The 22,808-nt window shown below is 69.5% G+C and carries 31 protein-coding genes; 8 read left to right on the forward strand and 23 right to left on the reverse strand.

All coding sequences use genetic code 11. The features are described 5' to 3' along the window. Positions 1-5 precede the first annotated feature (5 nt). The 5 genes from ACIBAI_RS05620 (at position 6) to ACIBAI_RS05640 (ending at position 6,938) form a co-directional block, all read left to right on the forward strand. Positions 6-794, forward strand: coding sequence for a class I SAM-dependent methyltransferase (locus ACIBAI_RS05620; protein WP_399031212.1), 789 nt, complete (start codon positions 6-8; stop codon positions 792-794). Between the two features lie 1,111 nt (positions 795-1,905). After that, positions 1,906-2,679, forward strand: coding sequence for an isoprenyl transferase (locus tag ACIBAI_RS05625; protein ID WP_344605691.1), 774 nt, complete (start codon positions 1,906-1,908; stop codon positions 2,677-2,679). A gap of 327 nt (positions 2,680-3,006) precedes the next feature. Then, positions 3,007-4,332: a PhoH family protein gene (locus ACIBAI_RS05630; protein ID WP_399031214.1), complete on the forward strand. Its 1,326-nt coding sequence runs from the start codon at positions 3,007-3,009 to the stop codon at positions 4,330-4,332. Between the two features lie 440 nt (positions 4,333-4,772). Further along, on the forward strand, positions 4,773-5,480 hold the full coding sequence (locus ACIBAI_RS05635) for a transglycosylase SLT domain-containing protein (RefSeq protein WP_399031216.1): 708 nt from the start codon (positions 4,773-4,775) through the stop codon (positions 5,478-5,480). Between the two features lie 132 nt (positions 5,481-5,612). Then, a complete protein-coding gene (locus tag ACIBAI_RS05640) occupies positions 5,613-6,938 on the forward strand; it encodes an AI-2E family transporter (protein WP_399031217.1) in 1,326 nt (441 codons plus the stop codon). Between the two features lie 67 nt (positions 6,939-7,005). Here the strand turns inward: ACIBAI_RS05640 and ACIBAI_RS05645 are convergent, their stop codons facing one another. Together ACIBAI_RS05645 and ACIBAI_RS05650 are read right to left on the reverse strand one after the other, a co-directional pair. Then, entirely contained in the window at positions 7,006-7,539 is a 534-nt protein-coding gene (locus ACIBAI_RS05645) for an alkyl hydroperoxide reductase (protein WP_344605699.1), read from the reverse strand. A 6-nt stretch (positions 7,540-7,545) separates the two neighbouring features. After that, positions 7,546-8,109 (reverse strand): peroxiredoxin, encoded by a 564-nt coding sequence (locus tag ACIBAI_RS05650; protein ID WP_399031219.1) that lies wholly within the window; start codon positions 8,107-8,109, stop codon positions 7,546-7,548. A gap of 229 nt (positions 8,110-8,338) precedes the next feature. Here ACIBAI_RS05650 and ACIBAI_RS05655 point away from each other — a divergent pair, with 229 nt between their 5' ends. After that, positions 8,339-9,433, forward strand: a complete 1,095-nt coding sequence (locus tag ACIBAI_RS05655; protein WP_399031220.1) for a hypothetical protein — start codon at positions 8,339-8,341, stop codon at positions 9,431-9,433. Positions 9,434-9,481: 48 nt separating this feature from the next. On the opposite strand, the gene ACIBAI_RS05660 is transcribed toward ACIBAI_RS05655, so the two are convergent. Beyond that, positions 9,482-9,799, reverse strand: a complete 318-nt coding sequence (locus ACIBAI_RS05660; RefSeq protein WP_399031222.1) for a hypothetical protein — start codon at positions 9,797-9,799, stop codon at positions 9,482-9,484. A gap of 62 nt (positions 9,800-9,861) precedes the next feature. Beyond that, complete coding sequence (locus ACIBAI_RS05665) at positions 9,862-11,076, reverse strand: helix-turn-helix domain-containing protein (protein WP_399031224.1); 1,215 nt, start codon at positions 11,074-11,076, stop codon at positions 9,862-9,864. 179 nt (positions 11,077-11,255) lie between these two features. Here ACIBAI_RS05665 and ACIBAI_RS05670 point away from each other — a divergent pair, with 179 nt between their 5' ends. Together ACIBAI_RS05670 and ACIBAI_RS05675 are read left to right on the forward strand one after the other, a co-directional pair. Continuing rightward, positions 11,256-11,468, forward strand: a complete 213-nt coding sequence (locus tag ACIBAI_RS05670) for a hypothetical protein (RefSeq protein WP_399031225.1) — start codon at positions 11,256-11,258, stop codon at positions 11,466-11,468. A gap of 162 nt (positions 11,469-11,630) precedes the next feature. Further along, positions 11,631-11,873 (forward strand): hypothetical protein, encoded by a 243-nt coding sequence (locus tag ACIBAI_RS05675; protein WP_399031227.1) that lies wholly within the window; start codon positions 11,631-11,633, stop codon positions 11,871-11,873. Between the two features lie 127 nt (positions 11,874-12,000). On the opposite strand, the gene ACIBAI_RS05680 is transcribed toward ACIBAI_RS05675, so the two are convergent. The 19 genes from ACIBAI_RS05680 to ACIBAI_RS05770 all read right to left on the reverse strand — a co-directional run bounded on the left by ACIBAI_RS05680 (position 12,001) and on the right by ACIBAI_RS05770 (position 22,728). Beyond that, on the reverse strand, positions 12,001-12,276 hold the full coding sequence (locus ACIBAI_RS05680; RefSeq protein WP_399031228.1) for a hypothetical protein: 276 nt from the start codon (positions 12,274-12,276) through the stop codon (positions 12,001-12,003). Between the two features lie 74 nt (positions 12,277-12,350). Further along, positions 12,351-14,495, reverse strand: a complete 2,145-nt coding sequence (gene nrdJ / locus ACIBAI_RS05685; protein ID WP_399031390.1) for a ribonucleoside-triphosphate reductase, adenosylcobalamin-dependent — start codon at positions 14,493-14,495, stop codon at positions 12,351-12,353. After that, entirely contained in the window at positions 14,492-14,899 is a 408-nt protein-coding gene (locus ACIBAI_RS05690) for a hypothetical protein (protein ID WP_399031230.1), read from the reverse strand. Before ACIBAI_RS05690 ends, nrdJ begins: the two co-directional genes overlap by 4 nt. Continuing rightward, the gene (locus tag ACIBAI_RS05695; RefSeq protein ID WP_399031232.1) at positions 14,896-15,279 is read right to left on the reverse strand and encodes a hypothetical protein; all 384 of its coding nucleotides are present in this window, start codon (positions 15,277-15,279) and stop codon (positions 14,896-14,898) included. Before ACIBAI_RS05695 ends, ACIBAI_RS05690 begins: the two co-directional genes overlap by 4 nt. After that, positions 15,276-15,596: a hypothetical protein gene (locus tag ACIBAI_RS05700; protein ID WP_399031233.1), complete on the reverse strand. Its 321-nt coding sequence runs from the start codon at positions 15,594-15,596 to the stop codon at positions 15,276-15,278. The genes ACIBAI_RS05695 and ACIBAI_RS05700 overlap by 4 nt, the downstream gene beginning before the upstream one ends. Beyond that, positions 15,593-16,789: a hypothetical protein gene (locus tag ACIBAI_RS05705; RefSeq protein WP_399031234.1), complete on the reverse strand. Its 1,197-nt coding sequence runs from the start codon at positions 16,787-16,789 to the stop codon at positions 15,593-15,595. The genes ACIBAI_RS05700 and ACIBAI_RS05705 overlap by 4 nt, the downstream gene beginning before the upstream one ends. A gap of 206 nt (positions 16,790-16,995) precedes the next feature. Continuing rightward, the gene (locus ACIBAI_RS05710) at positions 16,996-17,151 is read right to left on the reverse strand and encodes a hypothetical protein (protein ID WP_399031235.1); all 156 of its coding nucleotides are present in this window, start codon (positions 17,149-17,151) and stop codon (positions 16,996-16,998) included. Then, the gene (locus ACIBAI_RS05715) at positions 17,148-17,513 is read right to left on the reverse strand and encodes a hypothetical protein (RefSeq protein WP_399031236.1); all 366 of its coding nucleotides are present in this window, start codon (positions 17,511-17,513) and stop codon (positions 17,148-17,150) included. The genes ACIBAI_RS05710 and ACIBAI_RS05715 overlap by 4 nt, the downstream gene beginning before the upstream one ends. After that, complete coding sequence (locus ACIBAI_RS05720; protein WP_399031238.1) at positions 17,510-17,974, reverse strand: hypothetical protein; 465 nt, start codon at positions 17,972-17,974, stop codon at positions 17,510-17,512. Before ACIBAI_RS05720 ends, ACIBAI_RS05715 begins: the two co-directional genes overlap by 4 nt. A gap of 34 nt (positions 17,975-18,008) precedes the next feature. Further along, positions 18,009-18,422, reverse strand: coding sequence for a CHC2 zinc finger domain-containing protein (locus tag ACIBAI_RS05725; protein ID WP_399031239.1), 414 nt, complete (start codon positions 18,420-18,422; stop codon positions 18,009-18,011). Beyond that, complete coding sequence (locus ACIBAI_RS05730; RefSeq protein ID WP_399031241.1) at positions 18,419-18,571, reverse strand: hypothetical protein; 153 nt, start codon at positions 18,569-18,571, stop codon at positions 18,419-18,421. Before ACIBAI_RS05730 ends, ACIBAI_RS05725 begins: the two co-directional genes overlap by 4 nt. After that, positions 18,568-18,945, reverse strand: coding sequence for a hypothetical protein (locus tag ACIBAI_RS05735; RefSeq protein WP_399031242.1), 378 nt, complete (start codon positions 18,943-18,945; stop codon positions 18,568-18,570). Before ACIBAI_RS05735 ends, ACIBAI_RS05730 begins: the two co-directional genes overlap by 4 nt. A gap of 15 nt (positions 18,946-18,960) precedes the next feature. Next, positions 18,961-19,824 carry an AAA family ATPase gene (locus ACIBAI_RS05740; protein ID WP_399031244.1) on the reverse strand — a complete coding sequence of 288 codons (864 nt, stop codon included), beginning with the start codon at positions 19,822-19,824 and terminating at the stop codon, positions 18,961-18,963. Then, complete coding sequence (locus tag ACIBAI_RS05745; protein WP_399031246.1) at positions 19,808-20,218, reverse strand: deoxycytidylate deaminase; 411 nt, start codon at positions 20,216-20,218, stop codon at positions 19,808-19,810. The genes ACIBAI_RS05740 and ACIBAI_RS05745 overlap by 17 nt, the downstream gene beginning before the upstream one ends. A 63-nt stretch (positions 20,219-20,281) precedes the next feature. Then, positions 20,282-20,719 (reverse strand): hypothetical protein, encoded by a 438-nt coding sequence (locus tag ACIBAI_RS05750; RefSeq protein WP_399031247.1) that lies wholly within the window; start codon positions 20,717-20,719, stop codon positions 20,282-20,284. Next, the gene (locus ACIBAI_RS05755; RefSeq protein WP_399031248.1) at positions 20,716-20,838 is read right to left on the reverse strand and encodes a hypothetical protein; all 123 of its coding nucleotides are present in this window, start codon (positions 20,836-20,838) and stop codon (positions 20,716-20,718) included. Before ACIBAI_RS05755 ends, ACIBAI_RS05750 begins: the two co-directional genes overlap by 4 nt. Positions 20,839-20,842: 4 nt before the next feature. Then, entirely contained in the window at positions 20,843-21,328 is a 486-nt protein-coding gene (locus tag ACIBAI_RS05760) for a hypothetical protein (protein WP_399031250.1), read from the reverse strand. A gap of 45 nt (positions 21,329-21,373) precedes the next feature. Then, the gene (locus ACIBAI_RS05765) at positions 21,374-22,306 is read right to left on the reverse strand and encodes a hypothetical protein (RefSeq protein WP_399031251.1); all 933 of its coding nucleotides are present in this window, start codon (positions 22,304-22,306) and stop codon (positions 21,374-21,376) included. Then, positions 22,303-22,728: a hypothetical protein gene (locus ACIBAI_RS05770; protein WP_399031252.1), complete on the reverse strand. Its 426-nt coding sequence runs from the start codon at positions 22,726-22,728 to the stop codon at positions 22,303-22,305. The genes ACIBAI_RS05765 and ACIBAI_RS05770 overlap by 4 nt, the downstream gene beginning before the upstream one ends. Positions 22,729-22,808: the final 80 nt, after the last annotated feature.

Consider the following 22,808-nt stretch of genomic DNA (forward strand, 5'->3'; position numbering starts at 1 on the left):
TCCCCATGCCTCACCACCACCTCCGCTCCTTCGAGGACCTCGTGACCGAGGGCGCCTCCGTGCCCACCGAAGGCTGGGACTTCTCCTGGTTCGAGGGCCGGGCCACCGAGGCGCGGCCCTCCTGGGGGTACGCGCGGACGATGGCCGGGCGGCTGGGCGGCGCCGCGGCCGTGCTCGACCTCCAGACCGGGGGAGGGGAGGTGCTGGACTTCGCCCTCGGCCGAGCCCCGCGGCCGCCCCGGCTCACCGTCGCCACCGAGGGCTGGCCGCCCAACGCCGCCAGGGCCACCGCCCTGCTCCGTCCGCGCGGCGTGGCCGTCGTCGCCGTGCCCGAGGACGCGGCCCTGCCCTTCGCGGACGGCGCCTTCGACCTCGTCGTCAGCCGCCACCCCGTCCGGCCGCGGTGGGCGGAGATCGCCCGGGTCCTGGAGCCGGGCGGCACGTACTTCGCCCAGCACGTGGGACCCGCCAGCGCCTTCGAGCTCGTCGAGTTCTTCCTCGGGCCCCAGCCGGACGGCGCCCGAGGCGACCGGCACCCCGAACGGGAACGGGCCGGCGCCGAGGCCGCCGGGCTGGAGGTCGTCGACCTGCGCGCGGAACGGCTGCGCATGGAGTTCCACGACATCGGGGCCGTCGTGCACTTCCTGCGCAAGGTGGTCTGGATGGTGCCCGGCTTCACCGTGGAGGCGTACGAGTCCCGGCTCCGCGCCCTGCACGAGCGGATCCGGGACGAGGGGTCCTTCGTCGCCCACAGCGCCCGCCAGCTCGTCGAGGCCCGCAGACCCCGCCCGTGACGCCCCCGCGCGTCCCCGGGGCATCCCTGAACGTCCCCCCCCCGGCGCGCCGCGGCTCTCTCACGGAGGACCCCGTGCGCCTCTCCCGCCGCCACGGGACCCGATTGGGAACTGCCGTTCGACTCGACCCGCCGCGCGGGGGGCGAGTCCCCGTCCTCCTCGCACGCGCCGTCACACGGCGGCCGCCGGGCCGGACGGGACCGGAACCCGTTTCCCGGAGCGCCCGTGCGCGGCTCGCCATGTGACGGTACGGCGGGTGACGGGAGCGCCGCAGGATTCTCACGGGGTTTCCGCATCGTTATGCCGGCGGTTGGATTCCACGACCGCGCCTGACGTAAGTTCAGACCAAGGTAATTCGCGTAAGTGAAGCTGCGCGGGCGGTACCGCGCAGTGGAGGGGGCTGCGCGGTGCCGCTTCCTCGTGCCGCCCCGTCGGCGCGGGCCCCGGGCGCACGGGCCGGGCGAGGGGCCGCGGGAGACCGAGCGGGCGCCCGTCACCGGGTCCGCCCGGAGGGAGGGCGCCTCCCCCGGGACGCGCCGAAGCCCCGGAGACCCGCCGCGCTCCGGCCGCGGGGCCGCCGCGAACGGCGGCTTCCGCGACGAGCGGCGCGTCGCCGGGCGACTCCGGAGAGTAGTTGTGGCGCGCCGATGCACGCAGCATCACTTACGAAGGGTTATGGTGGAAGCCCCCCCTCGGGCCGGTCCGTCTCCCCCCCACGGACCGGCCCGTTTTTTCGTCTTCCTTCCGGCGCCCTTCCCCGGCCCCGCTCCCGCGCCCTTCTCGCCCCTCTCCCCGCCCTTCGGCCGCGCCCCTTTCCGCGCCGGTCGCCCCGCCCGCCCCGCCGCCCCTCCGGCGGACTCCCATCACCCCTCCGGCGGACACGGCGGCGGCGAGCCCCCGGCCGGCCAACACCGGCACCGGGAACGGGAACCCGGGGAGCCGCCCGGGACCCGGGGACCCCCGCCACAGGCCACCCCCGCCCCCGGCCCGCCCCCCGCAGCGGTAGGCTTCGCCCCCGGGGACCGCCATCCGGACAGGGACCGCCCTCGGCCGAATCCGACGGCCGGGCCCGTCGCGCCTGTCCGATCCGTACGGAGGGGCTGACAATCTCGTGAACCTGCGCGACAAGCTGCGCGGCCTGCTGGTCAGGCTGTACGCGCGCCGGGTGGAGGGCCACCTGGACCACGCTCAGGTGCCCAAGCACATCGGCGTCATCATGGACGGCAACCGGCGCTGGGCGAAGGCCGCCGGTTCCACCACCGCACAGGGCCACCGGGCCGGCGCTGACAAGATCGAGGAGTTCCTCGGCTGGTGCAGCGAGACGGACGTCCAGGTCGTCACCCTCTGGCTGCTGTCCACGGACAACTTCGAACGGCCGCAGGAGGAACTGGTCCCGCTGCTCGGGATCATCGAGGACGTCGTCCGCACCCTCGCCGCCGACGGCCGCTGGCGCGTGCACCACGTCGGCACCATGGACCTGCTGCCGTCCGGGATGCAGCGCACCCTCAAGGAGGCCGAGGAGGCCACCGCGCACATCGACGGGATACTCGTCAACGTCGCCATCGGCTACGGCGGCCGCCAGGAGATCGCCGACGCCGTCCGCTCGATGCTCCTCGACGCCGCGGCCAAGGGCACCTCCCTCGACGAGCTCGCCGAGGCCGTCGACGTCGAGATGATCGGGCGCCACCTGTACACCGGCGACCAGCCCGACCCGGACCTCGTCATCCGGACCAGCGGCGAGCAGCGGCTGTCCGGATTCATGCTGTGGCAGACCGCCCACTCGGAGTACTACTTCTGCGAGGTCTTCTGGCCGGCCTTCCGCAAGGTCGACTTCCTGCGCGCCCTGCGCGACTACGCGGCCCGGCACCGCCGTTACGGCGGCTGACCCGCCGGCAGGGGCCCCGCCCTCCCCCGGCTCACGAGGGACGTAACGAGGAGTTCACCGGACCGCCGTCATATGCCCTGGCATGGCCGCGCCTGTTCGAGGGCATAACGCAGACAGGTCGACGCCCGAACCACGGGTGTCGGATCTCAGCGGGCGGCTCGGGGCCGCCCGCCCGGGAGGCCCTTTGCACCAGCCCGACCGTGCGGTCACGGCACGGAAGCAGACGCGGAGGGCCGGTTCTCGGCCCGCGCGCGTGCAGGGCGGCCGACGACCGGTCCAGCTCCTTCCCGTCGCTCCCCGACCTCATCCGAGGGGGTACGTCCTTCCGTGGTGACCAGCGCAAAGCGCCACAAGCCAGACCGGCGCACGTATGTTCTCGACACCAGCGTCCTGCTGGCCGACCCGAACGCCCTGAGCCGCTTCGACGAGCACGAGGTCGTGCTCCCCATCGTCGTGGTCACGGAGCTGGAGGCCAAGCGGCACCATCCCGAACTCGGCTACTTCGCCCGGCAGGCCCTGCGCCTGCTCGACGACTACCGGATCCGGTACGGCCGCCTCGACGCCCCCATCCCGACCGGGGACCTCGGCGGGACGCTCCGTGTCGAGCTCAACCACTCGGACCCCAGCGTGCTGCCCACCGGCTACCGCCTGGGGGACAACGACTCCCGCATCCTCGCGGTCGCCCGCAACCTGCAGGCCGAGGGGTTCGACGTCACCGTCGTGTCGAAGGACCTGCCGCTGAGGATCAAGGCCTCCTCCGTCGGCCTCCTCGCCGAGGAGTACCGCGCCGAGCTCGCCATCACGGACGCCTCCGGCTGGACCGGGATGTCCGAACTGACCCTGCCCGGCGAACAGGTGGACATCCTCTTCGAGGAAGGGCGCGTGCACGTGCCCGAGGCCGCCGGGCTGCCCGTGCACACCGGCCTGACCATCCAGTCGGAGCGGGGCAGGGCGCTGGGCCGGGTGACCGCCGACGGCGACGTCCGCCTCGTGCGCGGCGACCGGGAGGCGTTCGGCGTCAAGGGCCGCAGCGCCGAGCAGCGGATCGCGCTCGACCTGCTGCTCGACCCGGACATCGGGATCGTGTCGATGGGCGGCCGGGCCGGCACCGGCAAGTCGGCCCTCGCCCTGTGCGCGGGGCTGGAGGCGGTCCTGGAGCGCCGCCAGCACGAGAAGATCATGGTCTTCCGCCCGCTGTACGCGGTGGGCGGGCAGGAGCTCGGCTACCTGCCCGGCACCGAGGCGGAGAAGATGGGCCCCTGGGCGCAGGCGGTCTTCGACACGCTGTCGGCGGTCACCAGCCGCGAGGTCATCGAGGAGATCACCGCGCGCGGGATGCTGGAGGTCCTGCCGCTCACCCACATCCGCGGCCGCTCCCTGCACGACGCGTTCGTGATCGTGGACGAGGCCCAGTCCCTCGAACGGAACGTCCTGCTCACCGTTCTGTCCCGGATCGGGGCGAATTCTCGGGTCGTCCTGACCCACGACGTGGCGCAGCGGGACAACCTCCGGGTCGGCCGGTACGACGGTGTCGTCGCCGTCGTCGAGAAGCTGAAGGGCCATCCGCTCTTCGCGCACGTGACGCTGACGCGGTCCGAAAGGTCCCAGATCGCCGCCCTTGTGACCGAAATGCTGGAGGACGGGCCGATCTGAACGCAGCGCCCCGAACGGGGCGGTGATGCCCCGACCGGGGCCGGTAGCGCACTCGTCGGCGCCGTCCGGGAAAGGCGTAGAGCCTAGCCGGGCGGCGCCTTCGTGTGTGGTGGTTTCCGGGAAATCCCTGGACCGAAACCGGGTGTGAGCTTTCACACGCAACTCGGAATTGCCTTGCGGCGTCGGATTGCGGCAGAGTCTCACTCCTGTCAGGCCCCGCATACGACACACCTGTACCCCCAGCGGTACGGCACCACAGAGCATCAGCGTCAACTGCATAGCGCCGTCGTATGCCGCCCGAGCACCACGCGGCGCTCCCCCCGCGGGAGTTGCCCACCGGGCCCGCGCCTCCCGTGACCCCGTAGTTGGGGAGGCCAGTGCCAGGGGCACGATTGCGTCCGCCAGGGTCACCTAAGCGGGCGATGCTGGAAGGAAACCGTGTGAGCCGGATCTCGGTCCGGGGATTCGCAGTGGCCTCGGCCACGGCGGTCACCGCTGTCGGAAGCGTCGTCGGCGTTGCCTCGGGCAGCACCGCGCAGAACAACGACGCCGAAACGACGGCCGCTGGCACCACGCTGCTCGCGGACATACCCGCGGGACAGCAGGCCCAGGTGCAGACCGCGTCCCTGACGCAGCAGGCCGACGCACAGGCCATCGCAGCGGACGTGAGCGCCAAGAAGGACGCCGAGGAGGCGGCCCGCAGGGCGGCCGCCGAGACCGCCATCGCGAAGAAGAAGGAAGCCGCCGAGAAGGCGGCCAAGGCGGCCGAGGAAGCCAAGGAGCGCGCCGAGGCCAAGGAGGCGGCCAGCCGCGACGCCGCCCGCGAGGCGACCAGCTTCGCCGTCCAGTCCTCGTACACCATCGCGCAGATCCAGGCGATGGCGCGGCAGATGGTGCCGAGCGGCCAGTTCCAGTGCTTCAGCAACATCGTGGACCACGAGTCCAGCTGGAACTACAAGGCGGTCAACCCCTCCTCCGGCGCCTACGGCCTCTTCCAGGCCCTGCCCGGCTCCAAGATGTCCTCCGTCGGCGCCGACTGGCAGACCAACCCGGCCACCCAGATCAAGTGGGGCCTGAACTACATGAACGAGCGCTACGGCAGCCCCTGCGGCGCCTGGTCGTTCTGGCAGGCCAACCACTGGTACTGAGCCGCCCCCGGCCCCTGCGCGACTCCACGCAGCCCCTCACCGTCCTACGGTGGGGGGCTTTCGCCCTGTACGGTCGGATGCGAACGACTCCAGGGGGGAGTGGTGCGCAGCTACGGGGGAAGAGGACGGATCATGTCGCGAGTGCCAGGGTGGCTCGGCCGGCTCGGCGCGGGGCTCACCGAGATGAGCGAACGGTGGAACGAGCGCCGCGCCGCGGCGGAACGGGCGCGGGCCGAGGACGAACCGGTGCCGCCGCAGGACCACGTCCCGCCGCCGCCGGACTACGCGCCCGCGGTCCCGGCCCGCCCGGACCCCGTCCAGGCGGTCCCGTGGGGCCTGCGGGTGGCGGCCGAGGCCGGCTGGCGGCTGCTGGTGCTGGCGGGCACGCTGTGGGTGCTGATGCGGGTCATCAGCGCCGTCCGGCTGGTCGTGCTGGCCTTCGCCGCCGCGCTCCTGATCACGGCGCTGCTGCAGCCCACGGTGGTGCGGCTGCGGCGGCACGGCGTGCCGCACGGGCCGGCCACGGCGCTGACGGCCGTCCTCGGCTTCGTCATCATGGGGCTGATGGGCTGGTTCGTGACCTGGCAGGTCATGGAGAACATCGACAACCTCTCCGGCCAGGTCCAGGACGGCATCGACGAACTGCGCAACTGGCTGCTGAACAGCCCCTTCCACGTCACGGAAAAGCAGATCAACGAGATCGCCACGAACCTGCGCGAGGCGGTCGGCGCCAACACCGACCAGATCACCTCGGCGGGCCTGGAGGGCGTGACGGTCGTGGTGGAGGCCCTGACGGGTCTTCTGCTCGCCGTCTTCTCCACGCTGTTCCTGCTCTACGACGGCAAGCGCATCTGGCAGTGGACGCTGCGGCTGGTGCCGGCGGCGGCGCGGCCCGGAGTGGCCGGGGCCGGGCCGCGGGCGTGGCGGACGCTCACGTCGTACGTGCGCGGCACGGTGATCGTGGCGCTGATCGACGCCGTCTTCATCGGCCTCGGCATCTACTTCCTGGACGTGCCGATGGCCGTGCCGCTGGCGGTCTTCATCTTCCTCTTCTCCTTCATCCCCCTGGTCGGCGCGGTGGTCTCGGGCGCGCTCGCGGTCGTGGTGGCCCTCGTCACCCAGGGCGTCTTCACGGCCGTCATGACCCTGGCGGTGGTGCTGGCGGTGCAGCAGATCGAGGGGCACATCCTGCAGCCGTTCATCCTGGGACGCGCGGTGCGGGTCCATCCGCTGGCGGTGGTGCTGTCGGTGAGCGCCGGGGGACTGGTGGCCGGGATCGGCGGGGCGGTGGTCGCCGTACCACTGGTGGCGGTCACGAACACGGTGGCGACCTACCTGCGGGCGTACTCGCGGGAGGCGGCCCTGCGCCAGGCGCCGAGGCCGAGGGGCGCCACGGCGACGGACGCGGCGCCGGGCGCGGAACCCCCGCCCGCGCCGCCCTCCCCGCCTTCCGCGTGAGCCGTGACGACGACCGGGCCCCGGCCACCTGACGGGTGGCCGGGGCCCGGTCGGGCGTGCCGGGAGGTCACTCGGCGAGGACGGCTTCCGCCTCCAGCGTCGTGCCGACCGCCTGGATCACGGAGGCGATCTTGAAGGCCTCCTGGACGGTGTCGCGGTCCAGGCCCGCCTTGCGGAGCACCTGCTCGTGGGAGTCCAGGCACATGCCGCAGCCGTTGATGGCGGAGACCGCGAAGGACCACAGCTCGAAGTCGACCTTGTCGACGCCCGGGTTGCCGATGACGTTCATCCGCAGGCCCGCGCGCAGGGAGCCGTACTCGTGGTCCGACAGCAGGTGGCGGGTGCGGTAGAAGACGTTGTTCATCGCCATGATCGCCGCGGCGGACTTGGCCGCCGTGTACGCCTCCGGCGACAGGTTCGCCTTCGCCTCCGGCTCCAGCTCACGCAGCACGATCGGGGAGCGCGAGGCGATCGCCGTCGCCAGCACGGTGCCCCACAGCCGCTGCGCCGACAGCTCCGAGTTGCCGATGACCGAGCCCAGGTTGAGCTTCAGGTCCTTGGCGTAGTCCGGTATACGGGACTTGAGGGAGTCGAGGGACATGTCAGGTCACTCCCCGGCCAGCAGCTTGACCGGGTCGAGCGTCTCGTCGCCCTTGGTCCAGTTGCACGGGCACAGCTCGTCCGTCTGGAGCGCGTCCAGGACCCGGAGGACCTCCTTCGGGTTACGGCCGACGGAGCCCGCGGTCACCATGGAGAACTGGATCTCGTTGTTCTGGTCCACGATGAAGACCGCGCGCTTGGCGAAGCCCTCCTCGTCCTCGATGCCCAGCGCCCGCATGAGCTCGTGCTTGGAGTCCGCCATCATCGGGAACGGCAGGTCGCGCAGGTCGTCGTGGTCCTTGCGCCAGGCGTGGTGGACGTACTCCGAGTCACCGGAGAAGCCGAGCACCTGCGCGTCGCGGTCGGCGAACTCCTCGTTCAGCTTGCCGAAGGCCGCGATCTCGGTGGGGCACACGAAGGTGAAGTCCTTGGGCCAGGCGAAGACCACCAACCAACCCTTTTCGTTGAGCTTAAGCCAATCGCGGTTGATCCGCGCGAACTCCTTGCCCTTCTCCAGTGAAACACAGGCCATGAGGTCGAACTCGGGGAACTGGTCACCGACGGTGAGCACAGAGAACCTCCGTGTAGAGCTTTCAGGGTTGGACGGCGTTACCTTTGCACACAGTGATCTATAGGGAGAAATAGCCTCGCCCTAGCTGATTGATAGGTGTTCCTGATGTTCGAGCCGCACTTTGCATGGAATAGAACAGTTCGAGTGAGGTAAGTCACTGTTCGATCTTGGTCGCTGTGCTTGAGTGCTTCACAGTAAGTGCACACTCCGCTTCGCACGGGAGTACAGCATGGGCCGCCACGAACCGTCATCACAGGAAGTCATCAGCAGTCACCCGGTCGGGAGATTGCTGGCGATACCTGCGAAGGGGCAGCGTGGCCGAAAGCTCGCGATGGCGGGTTATGGACTGTTCGTCGCCGGCACCTTCACGGCACTCACCGTGGCCCCGTCCGCCGACCGACCCCCATCCACTTCCGAACGTAAGGACGTAGGAGGGCCGGAGACAGAGACCTACCGAGCCCACGACGACCCCGGCTACCTCCCGACCTACCTCGACGGCGGAGGCGGTATCGCTGGCGTGCCGCTGACGGAGGAACAGCGTCGGGCCCTCATTCGTGAGGCGATGCGCCGCGGCATGTCCGAGCGGGACGCCTACGCCTTGGCCTATGGCGACAACGCCACGATCCACAGGGCCCCGGACGGCACGATGCACGTGCACCCGGAGAAGGTCGTCGTGCCCAACGGGCCGGTCTACCGCAAGGCAGCCCCATCCGAGCTGAAGGCGGTTGTGGCGGGCGCCGGACGGACCCCCGTAGCCGCGCAGGGGGCGTCCGATGCGAGTCAGGGGACGAAGACCTCGGGCGAGTCCTCTTCGGCCGCCGGGAAGCCAGAGAAGGTCACGGAGGCGGAGCCAAAGGCGAAGGGGAGTGCGGGCGGAAGTGCACCTGACGCCGGCACGGTGTCCGATGACTCGTACTATCCGACCAGCGGCGAGCGCGTTTACGAGGACGAGAGCAAGCTGAAGGATGCCCTGCCGCCCCCTCTGGAGCGGATCGTCGACCAGATCGGCGTCTTCTCGGCCTGGCTGGACACCACCTCACCCAGCACGCCGCAGTCGTTCGGGGTCGTGGGGGCCGAAGGGGACACGCTGAGGATGACGGTAGCGGCGCCGCTCGCGCACGACCTCGCGGTGGCCACCACCGTTGAAGCGTCGCTGGACGGCGAGCCGGAGATCGAGCCCGTGGTGACGAGCGTCGTCACGGACGCGGGGACGGGCGAAGTCCTCGCCAAGAACACGGACACTTGCCCGAGCGTGGCGGCCGTCGATGCGGTCGCAATCGGTCAGGTCGTCGATGTGGTCCTTGAGGCGCGCGGGGCTGCGTGAGGCCAGGGCCCGACCGCCGCTTTCGGTGGCCGGGCCCGCCTGCCGCGCTCAGTACCCGAGGGCGTCCTCGACGGCTTCGAAGATGTCGCTGTCCGTCTCCTTCTGCCAGTCCGGCAGATCCGGCCAGTCGGCCACGTAGGCAGGCTTCGGATCGCCGAAGTGCCGGTACATCTGCGCCGTCCAGCAGGTTGCTACGAAGCGGCCCTTCTGCTCGCGGGAAAGTCGCTTTGCGTGTCCCTCGGACGCGGCGAGGAAGTGCTCGACCTGCGCCCAGACGGCTGCGGCGGCCTGGCGCTCCCAGTCCGGCGTCTCCTCCCACGGGGCGACGTAGCTTGGCTTCGGCTCGCCGGGGAAGTGCTTCCGCACGCCCGCGATCCATGCCTCACGGAACCGTCGCCCGTTCTCCTCCGTCACGCTGTCCCCTCTCGTCAGGCGGCCAACTCGGCAAGCTCGGCGTCCAGCTCGGCCGCGCGCACGTCGCTGGTGACCGGCCGCAGCTCGACCCGGAGCGTTCGCAGCTTACGGGCCACGTACCCCGAGCCCGAGCGTCGGGCGAGGTCCATCGCCTCGCGGGCGTAGGCCGTTGCCTCGTCCAGATCGCGCCGCTTCGCGCCTATGACGGCCAGGTCGGCGAGGACGGCGCCCCGGCGCCTGTAGGACTGCCCCCGGCCCAGCTCGGCTTGCTTCAGGGCCTTTTGCAGGGCGGCCTCGGCGAGATCCAGGCGTCCCAGCTCGACGTACCGGGCCCCGCGCTCCTCGGCCAGGCGGGAGGAGTCGAATCGCAGCCATCCGCCGTTCACCGAATCCGCGGCGAGGTCAAGGACCCGCTCGGCCTCGTCCAAGGCCCGTTCGCAGGACTTGAGGTCGCCCATGCCGGCGAACGCTTGCGCCTGCACGGCCGCAACCCAATGGCGGGTGGCAAGGCGACTATCCCCACGCTGGGCGACCCTCGCGGCGGCTGTGAGCACGCTCGCCGCGTCCGCCCACTGCCGTTCGTATAGGGAGACGTAGGCGTGCCGGGTCAGCGCGCACGCCCATAGGTCGTAGTGTCCGGCTTCCCGGCTGGCCGAGGCGGCCAGGCTGTACGAGGCCGCCGCGTCTGTGTAGCGGTTCTGGTCGAACGCAAGCTCGCCCGCAAGCTGGAAGAGGTCCCCGGCTGCCATGCACAGGCCCGTGGTGTCGCGGCTGGCCTTCATCTCCTCCGTCAGGGCGGCGAGCTGGTTTCGCACGATTGGGTAGACGCCCTGCTTCGAACGGGCGAGCTGGTAGACCTGCCAGAGGTGGCCGTTCATCGCGTGGAAGTCGGAAGCCGCGTCGAGGGCCTCATCCGCCGGCAGGGCGGGAAGGGTCCCGGCTACCGTGAGAAGGCGCAGGAAGTCGCGTCGGATCATGTCGTCACCGCCGTCTGGAGTCGGATCGTCGAGGTTCCCCTCGGCCTCCGGAGTGACGGCTTGTGGCGAAAGAAGGGCGTCTAGCTCGGCGAGGCCCAAGCCTAGGAGTCCGGCGAGCTTCGGCCGCAGGGGCGGTTGAGGTTCAGTCTCTCCACGCTCCCAGCGGCCAACCGTGGTGCGGTCGACGCCCATCGCGGAGGCGAGGGACTCCTGACTGTAGCCGCACGCCTTTCGTCGCTCCTTTAGGCCCACGGCCTACCCCCTTCGTCGCCTGTCACCGGTCTGCCCAGTGCAACGACGTGCATCACGAGTGCGTCATCACTGCATCAATCCTGCCGTGGCCGTAGTGATCGCGCAGGCGAAAACTGGACGTCGGGGGTTGGCGATGAAGGACTGTTAGGAGAGACGGGATGCCGACTACACAACAGCTCATGATCGACAACCAGGGTAGGGCTGGTGAGTATCAGGCCACGGTCGGCGGGAAGTGGCTGCTTCGCCCCATTGGCGGAGGGAGGGAGTGGGAAGTCGACAGGGGGGCCGCTCGCCCCGCCACCCCGGAAGAGGAGAGGCGCCTTCGGCCGCGACCGGCTAGCGGCGAGCCCGAGTACGACTTCTTGGAGGCGATTCGTGTCGAACGCCGATGATCCGCAGCCGATCAAAGGGTGCTCGCTCTGTCGGACCATCGCGAGGACGAGGGCGATAAAGCGCGGGGAGCGCGACATAAGCGCGGTGGTCGACTGCAACGTCCTGCTGCGCCGGCACCTGGCCCAGGAGCACGGGGATGCCGTGAAACTTGAGGCCGCCGAATGACCCGTCGCATCTTCCGCTTCGTCGACTACCGGGTGGACCCGGACCCCTTGGCCGCTCTCGTCATGCAGGCGAAGTGCATCTCGGGCGACGAGGCCGACTGCGGGGAGAAGTCCCCGGAATTCTCCGAAGATCAACAGCAAGACATGACGCGCTGGATCGCCAAGCATCGCGCCGAGAAGGGGCACGGGAGGTTTGAAGAGACCTATCGGCGCATCGTCGTTGCCACGGCAAAACTCTGAGACTTGCGGGCGAGTGCGGTACCCCTGTCCACGCGCCCGCAGGCGGCAGTTTCCCCCGAGGCTGTCGTGACACAGAGACCCCCCTCTGGAGTGAGCGCCCGGAGGGGGGTCGGTGTTGAAGGGGGTGTTACGCGGCTGGAGTGAGAACGACCAGGAGAGGGCCAGCCGCGCCGTCCCACGGCTGCCCGGCCTCAACTGCGGTCCGACCCTCGCGAGTGATGCTGTCCCGGACCGGGGCGAGGAACTCGCGGCGAAAGTGCGCCTGCGCCTCGGGGGCCATGCCGCTCCCCGCGACGGCCTCGCCGACCTTCTCGTTCAGAACGGCCGCGGCCTGGCCGAAGTCGTCGCCGGTCCACTCGTCCACATGCTCGGCGACCAGCGCCCACGTCATCTTGAACGTCATGGTCACATCTTAACGTAGGCCGTGCGGAAGGGACCTCCTCGCGGAGGTCCCAACTTTACACATGGGCAAGAGTGTCAGCGCACCGGACACGCACCGGTCGAGCACTCCTCGTCAGTGGAGTCCTCGACCCTGTACGCCTCGTACGCCTCGAACTCCGCGCGGGTGATCCGCTCGTACGGCGCCTGCGGCCGGGTCCCGTCGACCATGATCGTGGTCCCCTTCAGGTGGGGCAGCCACTTCTCGATCACGTCCGCCGTCTCGTCCAGGTCCAGGCCCTCGGGCACGTTCGCGGTGAACGACACGGCGTTGTCGGCGTACTCGGCCTGGTACATGGCCTGGAAGGCGAGCATCTGGTCGAGGGACAGCTCGTCGGCCGACTCCACCAGATCCGCCGGGTAGCCGCGGGCCTCGACCTCGGCGACGAGCTTGTCCAGCGTGGGGAACTCGACGACCATCGTGTTCCCGCTGGGGTCGTAGACGCAGGGCTCGACCTTGTACCCCTCGTACTCGAAGGCGGCGACCTTGGCGGCCTGGTCCGGGTCGGCCATCGAGAAGCGCACGCGCCGCAGGAACGTGCGGGCGTAGATGGGGTGGATGCCCTCCGTGACGCCCGGCAGCTTGGCGATCGTGCCCGTGGGGGCGACGGTCGTGACCTTGACCGGCTCGGGGATGCGCAGCTCGAAGGCGTAGTCGCGGGCGGCCTGGCGGACGACCCTCTTCAGGCGGCCCAGCAGGAGCCGGAAGCGAGTGTGCGCCGGCGCCTCGCTGTAGCGAATGCCCTGCTTGGCGAGGAAGCCCTGCACGCCCAGGTGGCCGACGCCGATCCGGCGCTGTGCGGCCAGGCGCTCGGCCTGCTCGGCGTCGTTCACGTCGCCGTACGTCGCGCGAATCAGGAAGCGCGCCATCAGCTCGTGCGCCCGCTTCAGGCCCGTCTCGTCGAATGCCGCGTGGCCGTCGAGCACGAAGGCGTCGAGGTTGACGTGCCCGAGGTTGCAGTTCTCCCAGGGTGTGAGCGCAATCTCGCCGCACGGGTTCGTGGCGATGACTTCACTGGGCTCGCCGACGTTCGAGGCGGTTGAGTGCCAGTAGCCGGGCTCGCCGTTCTTCAGCATCCCCTCGACGACCTTGCGGTGCACCATGTAGGCCCACTCGGCGCCGCCGGGCCCGAAGTCGTCGTACTTCTCGCCGGACAGGTAGTCGATGAAGTCCTGGTCAATCTCGACAGAGATGTTCGTGGTCCAGTGCTTCGAGGGGTCCTCCTTGCAGGTGAGGAAGTCCTCGATGTGGGGGTCGTCCCAACGGCAGATCGCCATGCGGGCCGAGCGCCGGTTGCCTCCGGAGACGACGCACTCCGCGATGGCGTGGTCGATCTCCATAGCCTCGGTCGGGGTGATGTAGGACCCGGCCCACTCGTCCGGCTTGTCGACGGCGCTGGACAGGACGCGGCCGATCTCGCGCATCATGCGGGCGAACGGGGCCGGGCCCGAGGCGACGCCGCCGAAGGTCTTCAGGCGGGCGCCCTTGCCGCGCACGCGCGACACGTCGTACACGCGGTCGCGGTGTCGCACCTCGGCGTCGGTCATGAAGGTGTCGATCAGGTCGACGAGCGCGGCGGCCCAGCCCTCGCGGGAGTCCTCGACCTCGAAGGCCCCAGCCCAGTCGGAGTCGTAGTCCGCGGACAGAAGGCCGGCAGACTTCATGTCCTCGTAGTCGGGGTGGGAGGGGTCGCACACGATGTGCACAGTCAGCTCGCGGCGAGGGGCGCCGTACGGGCGGAGGTACTTCGTGCTGTAGTTGGAGCCGACGCCGCCGCCCTCCATGAGCCTCATGAAGGTGAACTCGAAGTGGCGGCTGAGCCTCTCGCCCCATCCTGCGACGTGGCAGTTGAAGAGATACTGCCTCCCCTTGACTCCGCTTGCCCACAGATGGCGGCCAGCGGGCAGGACGGCGAAACGGTCCATGAGCGCAACCAGCTCGTCATGCTCGGCCCGTACGTCCTCGCTCCAGTTCTCGGCCGGACCGTAGACCAGGGCGAGGTTTCCGGCGACGACGCGGCGGACCGTCTCGGGCCACGTCTCGCGAGAGCCGTCCGCCTTCGTGCGGCTGTACGTCCTCTCGTACACGGTCTGGCCGGTGGGACCGAACGGAACAACGGCGGTGGTGATGGAAGTCTCCTTCGTGTTGGTGTTGGTGTTGGCCAGCGGCTCGGCCAGGGTCAGATCGGCCGGTTCAACATGACGGACAGGACCTTGATGAGCCGCTTCAGGGCGCCAGCGCTGTACGCCGCGAGGTCGGCGAGCACTCTGGTCTGTGCGTCCTTCTCCTCCTGGGTCGGTTCGGCCAACGCCAGATAGGCGAGGCACAGGTCGATCCGCTCGTCGAGGTACTGGATTGCGGTCGCGGCCTCTGCGTGCAGGCTGTCGAGCGCCAATTCGTTCTGGTATTCCGCGACTTCAGCCTCGGTGTATGGCCGGGACGAGATCGAGCCGTCCGGCTGCCGCTCGTAGTAGGTCAGGGTCGAGTCGTCCCAGAACTCGTAGTCCTCCGGGCCCATGCCGGCGGGCGGCTCCACGCTCGGCGCGGGCTCCTCGACGGGCGGCTCCTCGGGCGGGGTCTCGCTCACGCTGCGGCCTCCAAGTCGTCGTAGCTGTCGATGTAGTCGGTGCCGTTGAGGTGGGCGGCGAGCTTGCCGACCCCGCGCTCAAGGCGGTAGCGGATGGCCCGGTCGGTGACCGCCTCGCGGGCCGCGATCCGCCGGTCCTCCCAGTCGAGGGCGAAGCGCATGAACAGCGCTCGCCGCTCGCCCAGGGACAGGGGGGCCGTCTTCCAGGCCCGCCGAATGTCGGCCAGATGGGCGAACAGCACGCCCGCGGCCTTTTTGTCGACGGTCCCCTTCGGCATGTCCGCGTCCGGGGCGTACGGGTTGCGGATGCCGTACGCGGCTTCCACGTCCCACACGGCCGGAAGCAGGTGCTCGACGAGGCGTCGGTCGTACCCGCTCACACGCGCCCCCTCTCGGCCGCGTCGCAGGCCGCCTCGTAGGAGGTGTGGCGGATGCGGTACTTGGCCTCGGTCTTCACTCGGTCGATCAGGTCGCGGACGAGGCGGTGATAGAGGACGCCGAGGCCGAGGTCGGGGTCGGCCAGGCACTCGTTCACCATCGCGGGCTTCGTCGCGAGGATGATCAGGGCCTCTTGTCGGGCGTCCTCGTACTCCATCGTCAGCGTGTCTTCGTAGCCGTCCGCGATGCGGCGGGCGGCCCGGCCCGCGAGGGCCACCACCTCGGGCAGGTCCAAGACCCGCCAGTCGGGGGCGGTCACCGGATCACTTCCTTGACCGGCACGGCGCCGTCCTTGGTGACCATCACCATCAGGCCCGGCGCCCCGCGCGTGCCCTTCATGTGGCGCCACCACGTCGACTCGGACTCCATCGCCGGCACCTGCACGAAAGTGCGCGGGCCGTCCGTGTCGACGAACTCGTGGTGCAGGTGACCGGCGAGAAGGAGATCCGCGGTGTGCATCGCTGAGGTCTTGTCGAACGCCTGCCCTCGCCACCAGTCGAAGTGGCGGCCCGGCTTCCACTGGTGCCCGTGGGCGTGGGCGACGACGGTCCCCGAGCACTCGACGACGACCGTCAGCTCGTCCGTCTCGGGGACGTAGAACTCGACGTGCCCGAAGTCGTCCGGGGCCAGGGCGACAGCCTCCGCCACGGAGATCAGGGCGTCGGTGTCGTGGCTGTCGTCGTAGCGGGTCACGCCCCGCCCGCCCGGCCGGACGGCCTCGCCGTGGTTGCCGGGGACGGCGACGACCGTGAGCCGCTCGGCGAGCGGGGCGAAGGTCAGCACGCCGTGCGCCATGACCCGGCGCGTAAGCCGGATCTGCTCCGTGAGGGTGAGCTGCGTCCGCCAGACGTTCGCGCCGCCCTGGCTGACGAAGCCCTCGACGTGATCGCCGAGCCAGCTCAGGTGGACGTGCCCGATCCGGAAGCGGTGCCGCAGCTCGCCGAGCACGACGGCCGCACGGTCGAGGCACTCCAGTGTGCGCCGCAGAGTGCCCGCCGGGCCGTCGCCGTCCATCTTGCCGAGCTGCATGTCGCCCAGGGCGACGATCAGGGTGTGGTCGCCGTCCCGATCCGCCGGCGCCGCGGACGGGGTGTAGTTCTCGAAGACGCGCAGCAGCTCGTCCACGTTCGGGCGCTCGGCGACCGGCCCGCCCTTGCGGCGGCCGAAGGAGAAGCGGGCCGAGACGCCGGGCTCGCCGTTCGGCATCGTCCACTCGGAGGAGCGGAAGCCGGTCAGCTCCCACTCGGCGGGGTCGAGCTGGTGGGCGCGGAGCACGTCGGCCGCCGTGGACTCAGGGTCGATGCCTTCAGGGCCGCGCACGGTCACCTCGGCCGCGTCGCCGGTCACCTCGATCTGCCGGGTGAAGTCCTTCTCCGGGTCGGTCTGGCGGCCGGGGACGGCCGGGGCGGTCGGTGTGCGGAGAAGGTCGTTCAGCAGCTCGGATCGGTCCAAAGTTTACATCCCATCACGGAGAGAGCGGCGGTACGTGCGGATCGTGGAAGCGGACACGGTGTGCCCGTGCTTACGCAGGACGAGGGCCAGGCGCTCGGCCGACGAGCCGTGGTCGAGGAGACGCAAGACGACGGTCTCTCGCACGTCCGGCTCCAGCTCCTCGCACAAGCGCCGCAGAGTCGGGCCAGGGTTGCCGGGAAGCTCGGTCACCACAGCCTCACCGAATGCCCCATCGAGAGCTTCACCAGCTCGTACGCCTGCTCGGGGGTGAAGCCCTGCGCGATCAGCTCGGCGCGCATCCGCCCGAGAGCTTCCGCCGCTTCCTTCGTCGCGTCCTCGGCGGCCTGATTCTTCTCGCTCACTTGCCCTCCCGGTCGATCTGCGCGATGGCAGCCACGGCGAGCGAGGCCAGGCGGACGAGGCCGCCGCGGATCTCGTTGACGGTGCGTCCGCCGAAGGCGGCGAAGGCGACCTGTACGGCCAAGCCGTCAATGCCGAGCACGCCTTCCGCCTGGCGGGCCTCGTTGATCGAGGACCAGTCCTCCGCGCGGGACAGGTAGCTCTCCCGGCCTCGCGAGGGCAGGTGGCCGCCGACGAGGTTCGAGGGCAGGTCCCCAACCCTGTAAGCCGCGTCGCCGACCTCGGCGAGGACGGCCGCGAACGGGTCGGCCTTACGCGCCGGCGCCTTGCGGGGGGCGGTCTTCTTGGCGGGAGCGGTGGTCACTGGTCGTTCTCCTTGATCAGGTCGAAGAGGGCTTGTGCGCCCCCGTGCAGGTACGTCTCGGTCACGTCGCCGTCCCGCAGGCGTACGCCCTTGGCGCGGAGTAGGGACCGGCAGATACGGGCGGTGAACTCGGCGCCCGCGTCGTCCGGGTCGCCCCAGACGCGCACGCGGTTGAAGCCTGCGAGCATCCGGCGGTGGCGCCCCTGCCAGAGGGCGGCGCCGGGGATGGCGACCGCGTGAAGGCCGATCTTCTTCAGGATGATCCGGTCGAGTTCGCCCTCGGTCACGTCGATGGTGTCCCCGGCCTGGTGCACGTCGGCGATGCCGTACATGCGGGGCGGGTCGTCCTTGATCGTGTTGTACTTGCCGTGGAAGTGAGCGCGGTGGTCATGGTCTTCCAGGCAGCGGAAGCGGATGGTCAGAGGTTTGCCGTTGCGGTCGAGGTACGGGATGGCGAGCATTCCGCGGAAACGCTCATGACCGGGGAAGGGGCGGTCACCGACGACGCCAAGCCGGTGTGTAACCGCCTGTTCGCGGTCGATTCCCCTGTCGAGGAGATACCGCGCGGCGCCCGGCGTAAGCGCTGCCTGATACGCGCTGGTCGCCTCCTCCAGCATCTCTCGTTGCGAGGGCGAGAGAGGCTGCAAGGGCTCGTGCTCCGACAAAGTCAGTGCCTTCCTTCTCCATGATCAGACTGAATGAGTCGCCGCCCTTCCCGCAGCTGTGGCATTTCCACAGGCCCTTGTCGGTGTTGAAGGACATGGAGGGGGTGTTGTCCTCGTGCAGCGGGCAGGCCGCCATGCCTGTGGCGCGGTGCGAGTTGAAGTCGATGCCGTAGTGCTCGAAAACGGCTTCGAGAGTGGGCTTGTCGTGGCCCTGGTGGTCGCTGTCGATGCGGCGGAACCTCACGGCACCCGCCTTCCGACGAACCATCCCTTCTTGTCGTCGTAGCCGAGCGACTCCAGTCCTGCGGCCCCGGCCGTCTCCGGATCGAAGCGCCCCAGCTCCTCGACGAGGCGCTCGTACTCGGCGGCCTCTTCGTAGGTGATGGCGTTCACTCGGCGTCGTCCAGGCCGAAGTACGCCTCGACCGTGGTCAGGACGAAAGCCTTCCGCCAGCCCTTGCCTCGGCGCTTGACGACGACGATCGACTCCACGCGGCCTGGGTCGATGCCCCGGTGCTTGGCGAAGTTCAGGCGCTCGCGCTCGGCCTCGTCGAGGAACGGGCCCGGCTCGAACTTCGCGTTCTTCGCCTCGATGACCGTGAACAGGCCGCCGTCCTCGCGCACGGCGAGGTCGCCCTCGTCCTCCGCTCCGGTCAGCCGCAGCCGTTCAACGTCCTCGCCGACAGACCGCAGGCCCGTCATGAGTTCGATCTCCCACTCGGCGCCTCGGCGCTTGTTCGCCTTGTTCCGCTTGGCGATCGGGTCCAAAATTTACACCACCTTCTACTTCGTCAGGGCATCTGTGGGAGACCAGGGCTTCGCGGGCGTAGCCGCCGGCACCGCGCGTTCGAGCTTGGAGAAGCGCGTCACCTCGGGGTGGCACCGCATGCTCGCGTACCGCCTGGCGGTCGGATCGCAGGGGCCCATCCGTTGCTTGATCACGGCGACCCGGTACTCGTGCGAGGTCGGGTCCAGCGCGACGGAGAGGGACAGCTCGGGCTTCTCCGACAGGCCGCCCTTCACCTGATCACGCGAGGGCGGCGCCCACGGGTCCGACTTCGCCTCCCAGCTCTTGTCGCTCGCGTGGTGCAGGACGATCACGGTCGCCCCGGTCGCGCGGGCCAGCTCGGTAAGCCCGCTCATCACGGACATCTGCTCCGTGTAGTCGGACTCGGCCCCCTCGAAGTCCATGAGGTTGTCGAACACGAACACCTGCGGGTAGGCGTCCCACAGCTCGACGAACGCTTCCAGCTCCTCGTCGACGTTCTTCCAGGTGATCGGCGAGCCGAACGCGAAGGTGATGTTCGAGTCCGCGAGGGCGGAGAGGTACTCCTCGCGGTGGCGGCCACCGGCCGCCATCCCGGCCTCGACCATCTCCGTGGTGTCGCCGGTCGCCATCGACGCCAGGCGCGAGGACGCGGTGAAGGCGCTCATGTCCGCCGAGAAGTACAGGGTGGGCAGATTCATGGACGCGACCCAGAACAAGGCGAAGCCCGACTTCTGCGTGCCGCTCCTGCCCGCGATCATGATGACCTCGCCGTGACGCGGACGGCACCCCATGCCGTACAGGGCCTCGAACGCCTCGACCCTGGGCAGTTCCTTGCCCGACTCGGCGTGCAGGGCCAGCGACCTAGCTGGGGTGAGCACTCGGCGACTCCTCTCGATGGACGACGCGGCGGATTCCCGCCGCACGGATCAAGGTCATGCAGGCCGGGCACGGCTTGCGGGTGACGTACAAGGTCGAGCCCCGGAGCTGGGTGGGGTCGGCGTGATGGATGGCGTTCGCCTCGGCGTGGATCGCCGCGCAGTTCGAGTAGTCCGAATCGCGGGCGCACTCCTCGACCGTGAGCCGCCCCCGCGGGCAGTTCGCGGCCGTCGCGCAACCGGGCAGCCCCGCCGGCAGGCCGTTGTAGCCGACGCTCAGCACGCGGTGCGTGCGGGACAGGAGCACGGCCCCGACCTGCGCCCGCGTGCAGTCTGCGCGAGTCGAGACGGCCTCGGCGATGCTCATAGCCCAGCAGTCCCAGTCAGGACGGTTCACGGGTCCTCCAGACCCGCGAGGCGGGGGCCAGCCAGGCGACCAGCCCCCAGCTCCTCGCGTGCGTCAGTCGAAGTCGGGGGCCTGGGCGACAGCGGCCTCGACGGCGGCCTCGCGAGCCTGCGCGTACTCCATGACCGCCTTGCGGATCGCCGCGTCGGTCACCGGACGCCAGACCCAGGCGGGGTGAGCGCCCGGCCGCTTCGGCGGGACCTGATCCAGCCGGACGATCGTCGCGGCGCCGACGACCTTCTCCAGATCGCGGGCGAGAAGGGTCTGCTCGACGCGCATCCCCTTGTTGATCTCGGGCGCCTGCTTCTCCAGGGCCTCGCGGTCCTTGAAGACGGTGATGTCGCACAGCGCCGAGTCCTTCGGGCCGTTCGGCGTCGGACGCTGGGCTTCGTACGAGTTGACCTCGACCAGGAACGCGATGGCGTCCTTCACCTCGGCGGGCTTGAACCAGCCGCCGCCAGCGGTCGGGATCTCGACGAAGTTCAGGGTCACTCGGTTTCTCCTTCGGTGGTGATGTTGCGGTAGTACGGGGTCGGCTCGGTGAGGCGCGGGACGACGACGGAGCCCAGCGCCGAGACGACCAGGACGAAGGCGAGGATCACGACGAGCACGGGATCACCCGTTCTTCAGGGCCCGTCCGCGGGCCTTGTAGGCCGCCATGACGGCGGGATCGGAGAACATCGCCTGGTTCGCCGCCCAGAGCTTTTGAAGGCCGGTGACGGTCGTCTGCTTCTCGATCTCGCCGAGAATCCAGGCCGAGTCGTTGCTCGTGGTCTGCTCGGCCTGCGAGGCCGCAGCCGCCCAAGGGTCGTTCTCCGGGGTCTGGGCGGGAGTCTCGGGGATGACCCGAGCGTCGAGGATCGAGGCGATGTTGCCCTTCCCGTGCGCGGCGTTCGTCGCGTTCACGACGAGATCGCTCAGCGACAGTCCGGTCTCATCTTTACACTCGAACCCGAAGTAGTCGCAGATCAGCTCGCGGACCTGCCTCACGGAGCCGCGGAAGACGGCCCAGGTGTCCTCGTAGCCCTTGCCGTACTTGATGGTGACGGCGATCGAACCGTCCGGATAGGACGCCACAAGCTCTGCCTGATCTGCTCTCACTGCTACTCCCTCTCTTCTGATCCAAACTTAACACGCGGGCCGACGTTATGCAGCCTTCTGATCTGTGACACCGCTCACCCACGGGAGCATCGCGCCCTTCAGGCTGCGAGTGGCGCGGACCTCCATCGCCAGGCGTGCGGCGGCCCAGCCGATCTCCAGGTCGACCCAGTGAAGCGTGCACTCGCCGGACCCTGCGGGCAGGTTGATGATGATGCCCCACTTCTGCGACACCGCCGGCAGGGGCGTGTACGCCTGGGCGGCCTCGGCTGCGGGAACTTCCCGCTTCTTCCAGTCGGCGAACGCCTTGCGGTCCGCCGGGTCGACGGGAAAGCGGGTGTGGTCGTACAGCTCGCCGCGCGAGTACACGGCGAGCTGCATCGCCATCTTCAGTGCCCCGTACTGTACGGAGCCCGTCTTCAAGTCGCCGATGAACAGGCCCTCGACGTGCTCGCCGTTCGGGCCCGGCCCGGCGTATTCGAGGAGCCGGTCGAACGTGCCGCCCGTGCGCAGCTCGGGCACGACGACGAACTTCTCCACGGCCCTGACCTCGAAGTCCACGGTCGCCGCCATGTAGGCCGCCATGTCGAGTACGTCCTTCGCGGAAGTGCCGGCGGGCAGGGGCTCACCACGGTCGACGTACTCCGAGAGCGTGTGAAGGTGGGTGCCCTTCTCCCGCTTCGCGTTCGCTCCCGAGATGTCCTGGGCCTGCTCGGCGAGGGCGTTCAGCCGCCTCTTGTCATCCGGGTCATCCGGGTCGAGCTGCCTTGCCACATCGAGGATGGACGGCCGCCTTGCGGCGCCGACGAGGGTCATGCGCGCCTTCCAGTCGGAGATGGCGCTCTTGTCCTCGATGCAGTCGATGAACGTCGTGGTGCGAGTCAAGGCGACCGGCTTGCCTCCATGCTTCGGCACGACGAGAGGGCGGTCCCGCCCGTCACGCGGGACGGTCAGCTCGGGCGTCAGGTCGATGAACTTCAAGCGAAGGACTCCATGTTGTCGTCGGCTTCGAAGGGGTCTTCGGGGGCAATGGGGACGAGCCAGATGCGCACCGAGCCGTCGTCGAGCAACTCGGGCTCGCACTCGTCGTCGTCCAGCGGCTCAAGGCCGAAAAGGTTCACCACCGCCAGAGCCTCCTGCATGTCTGAAGGGGAGGTGTCAGGCTGGACAATCAGGGCACGATCCCAGGTGGAGGAGTCTCCGACCAGCTTGATACCGGCCGGTAGGCTAAGCTCGCTACCGACGAGTATCCATCTGCCGATGTGGTCCTCGCCCAGGGCATACAGGTCCGGCAGTGCTTCTTCGTGGGGAACGTCTTCCCTGTCCCGCACGAACAGGCACTTCGTAGTGAAGCGCTTCAGTTCCTCGATGCCCTCGGTTCGCACGATCCCGGTGAGCGGCATCCGTTGAGCCCCCTACGTGTAAACATTGGACTTGCCGGATCTTTTCTACGTGGGTCCTTCACGCAATGTCAACCGGCCGT

The sequence above is a fragment of the Streptomyces sp. NPDC051041 genome (genome assembly GCF_044456065.1).
Lineage (GTDB): Bacteria > Actinomycetota > Actinomycetes > Streptomycetales > Streptomycetaceae > Streptomyces > Streptomyces glaucus.

Excerpts from the sequence above, each read along its gene's own strand:
- ACIBAI_RS05620 (WP_399031212.1), top strand. The coding sequence starts at position 6 with ATGCCTCACCACCACCTCCGCTCCTTCGAGGACCTCGTGACCGAGGGC.
- ACIBAI_RS05640 (WP_399031217.1), top strand. The coding sequence starts at position 5,613 with ATGTCGCGAGTGCCAGGGTGGCTCGGCCGGCTCGGCGCGGGGCTCACC.
- ACIBAI_RS05645 (WP_344605699.1), bottom strand. The coding sequence starts at position 7,539 with ATGTCCCTCGACTCCCTCAAGTCCCGTATACCGGACTACGCCAAGGAC.
- ACIBAI_RS05655 (WP_399031220.1), top strand. The coding sequence starts at position 8,339 with ATGGGCCGCCACGAACCGTCATCACAGGAAGTCATCAGCAGTCACCCG.
- ACIBAI_RS05670 (WP_399031225.1), top strand. The coding sequence starts at position 11,256 with ATGATCGACAACCAGGGTAGGGCTGGTGAGTATCAGGCCACGGTCGGC.
- ACIBAI_RS05675 (WP_399031227.1), top strand. The coding sequence starts at position 11,631 with ATGACCCGTCGCATCTTCCGCTTCGTCGACTACCGGGTGGACCCGGAC.
- ACIBAI_RS05680 (WP_399031228.1), bottom strand. The coding sequence starts at position 12,276 with ATGACGTTCAAGATGACGTGGGCGCTGGTCGCCGAGCATGTGGACGAG.
- ACIBAI_RS05720 (WP_399031238.1), bottom strand. The coding sequence starts at position 17,974 with ATGCTCGCCATCCCGTACCTCGACCGCAACGGCAAACCTCTGACCATC.
- ACIBAI_RS05770 (WP_399031252.1), bottom strand. The coding sequence starts at position 22,728 with ATGCCGCTCACCGGGATCGTGCGAACCGAGGGCATCGAGGAACTGAAG.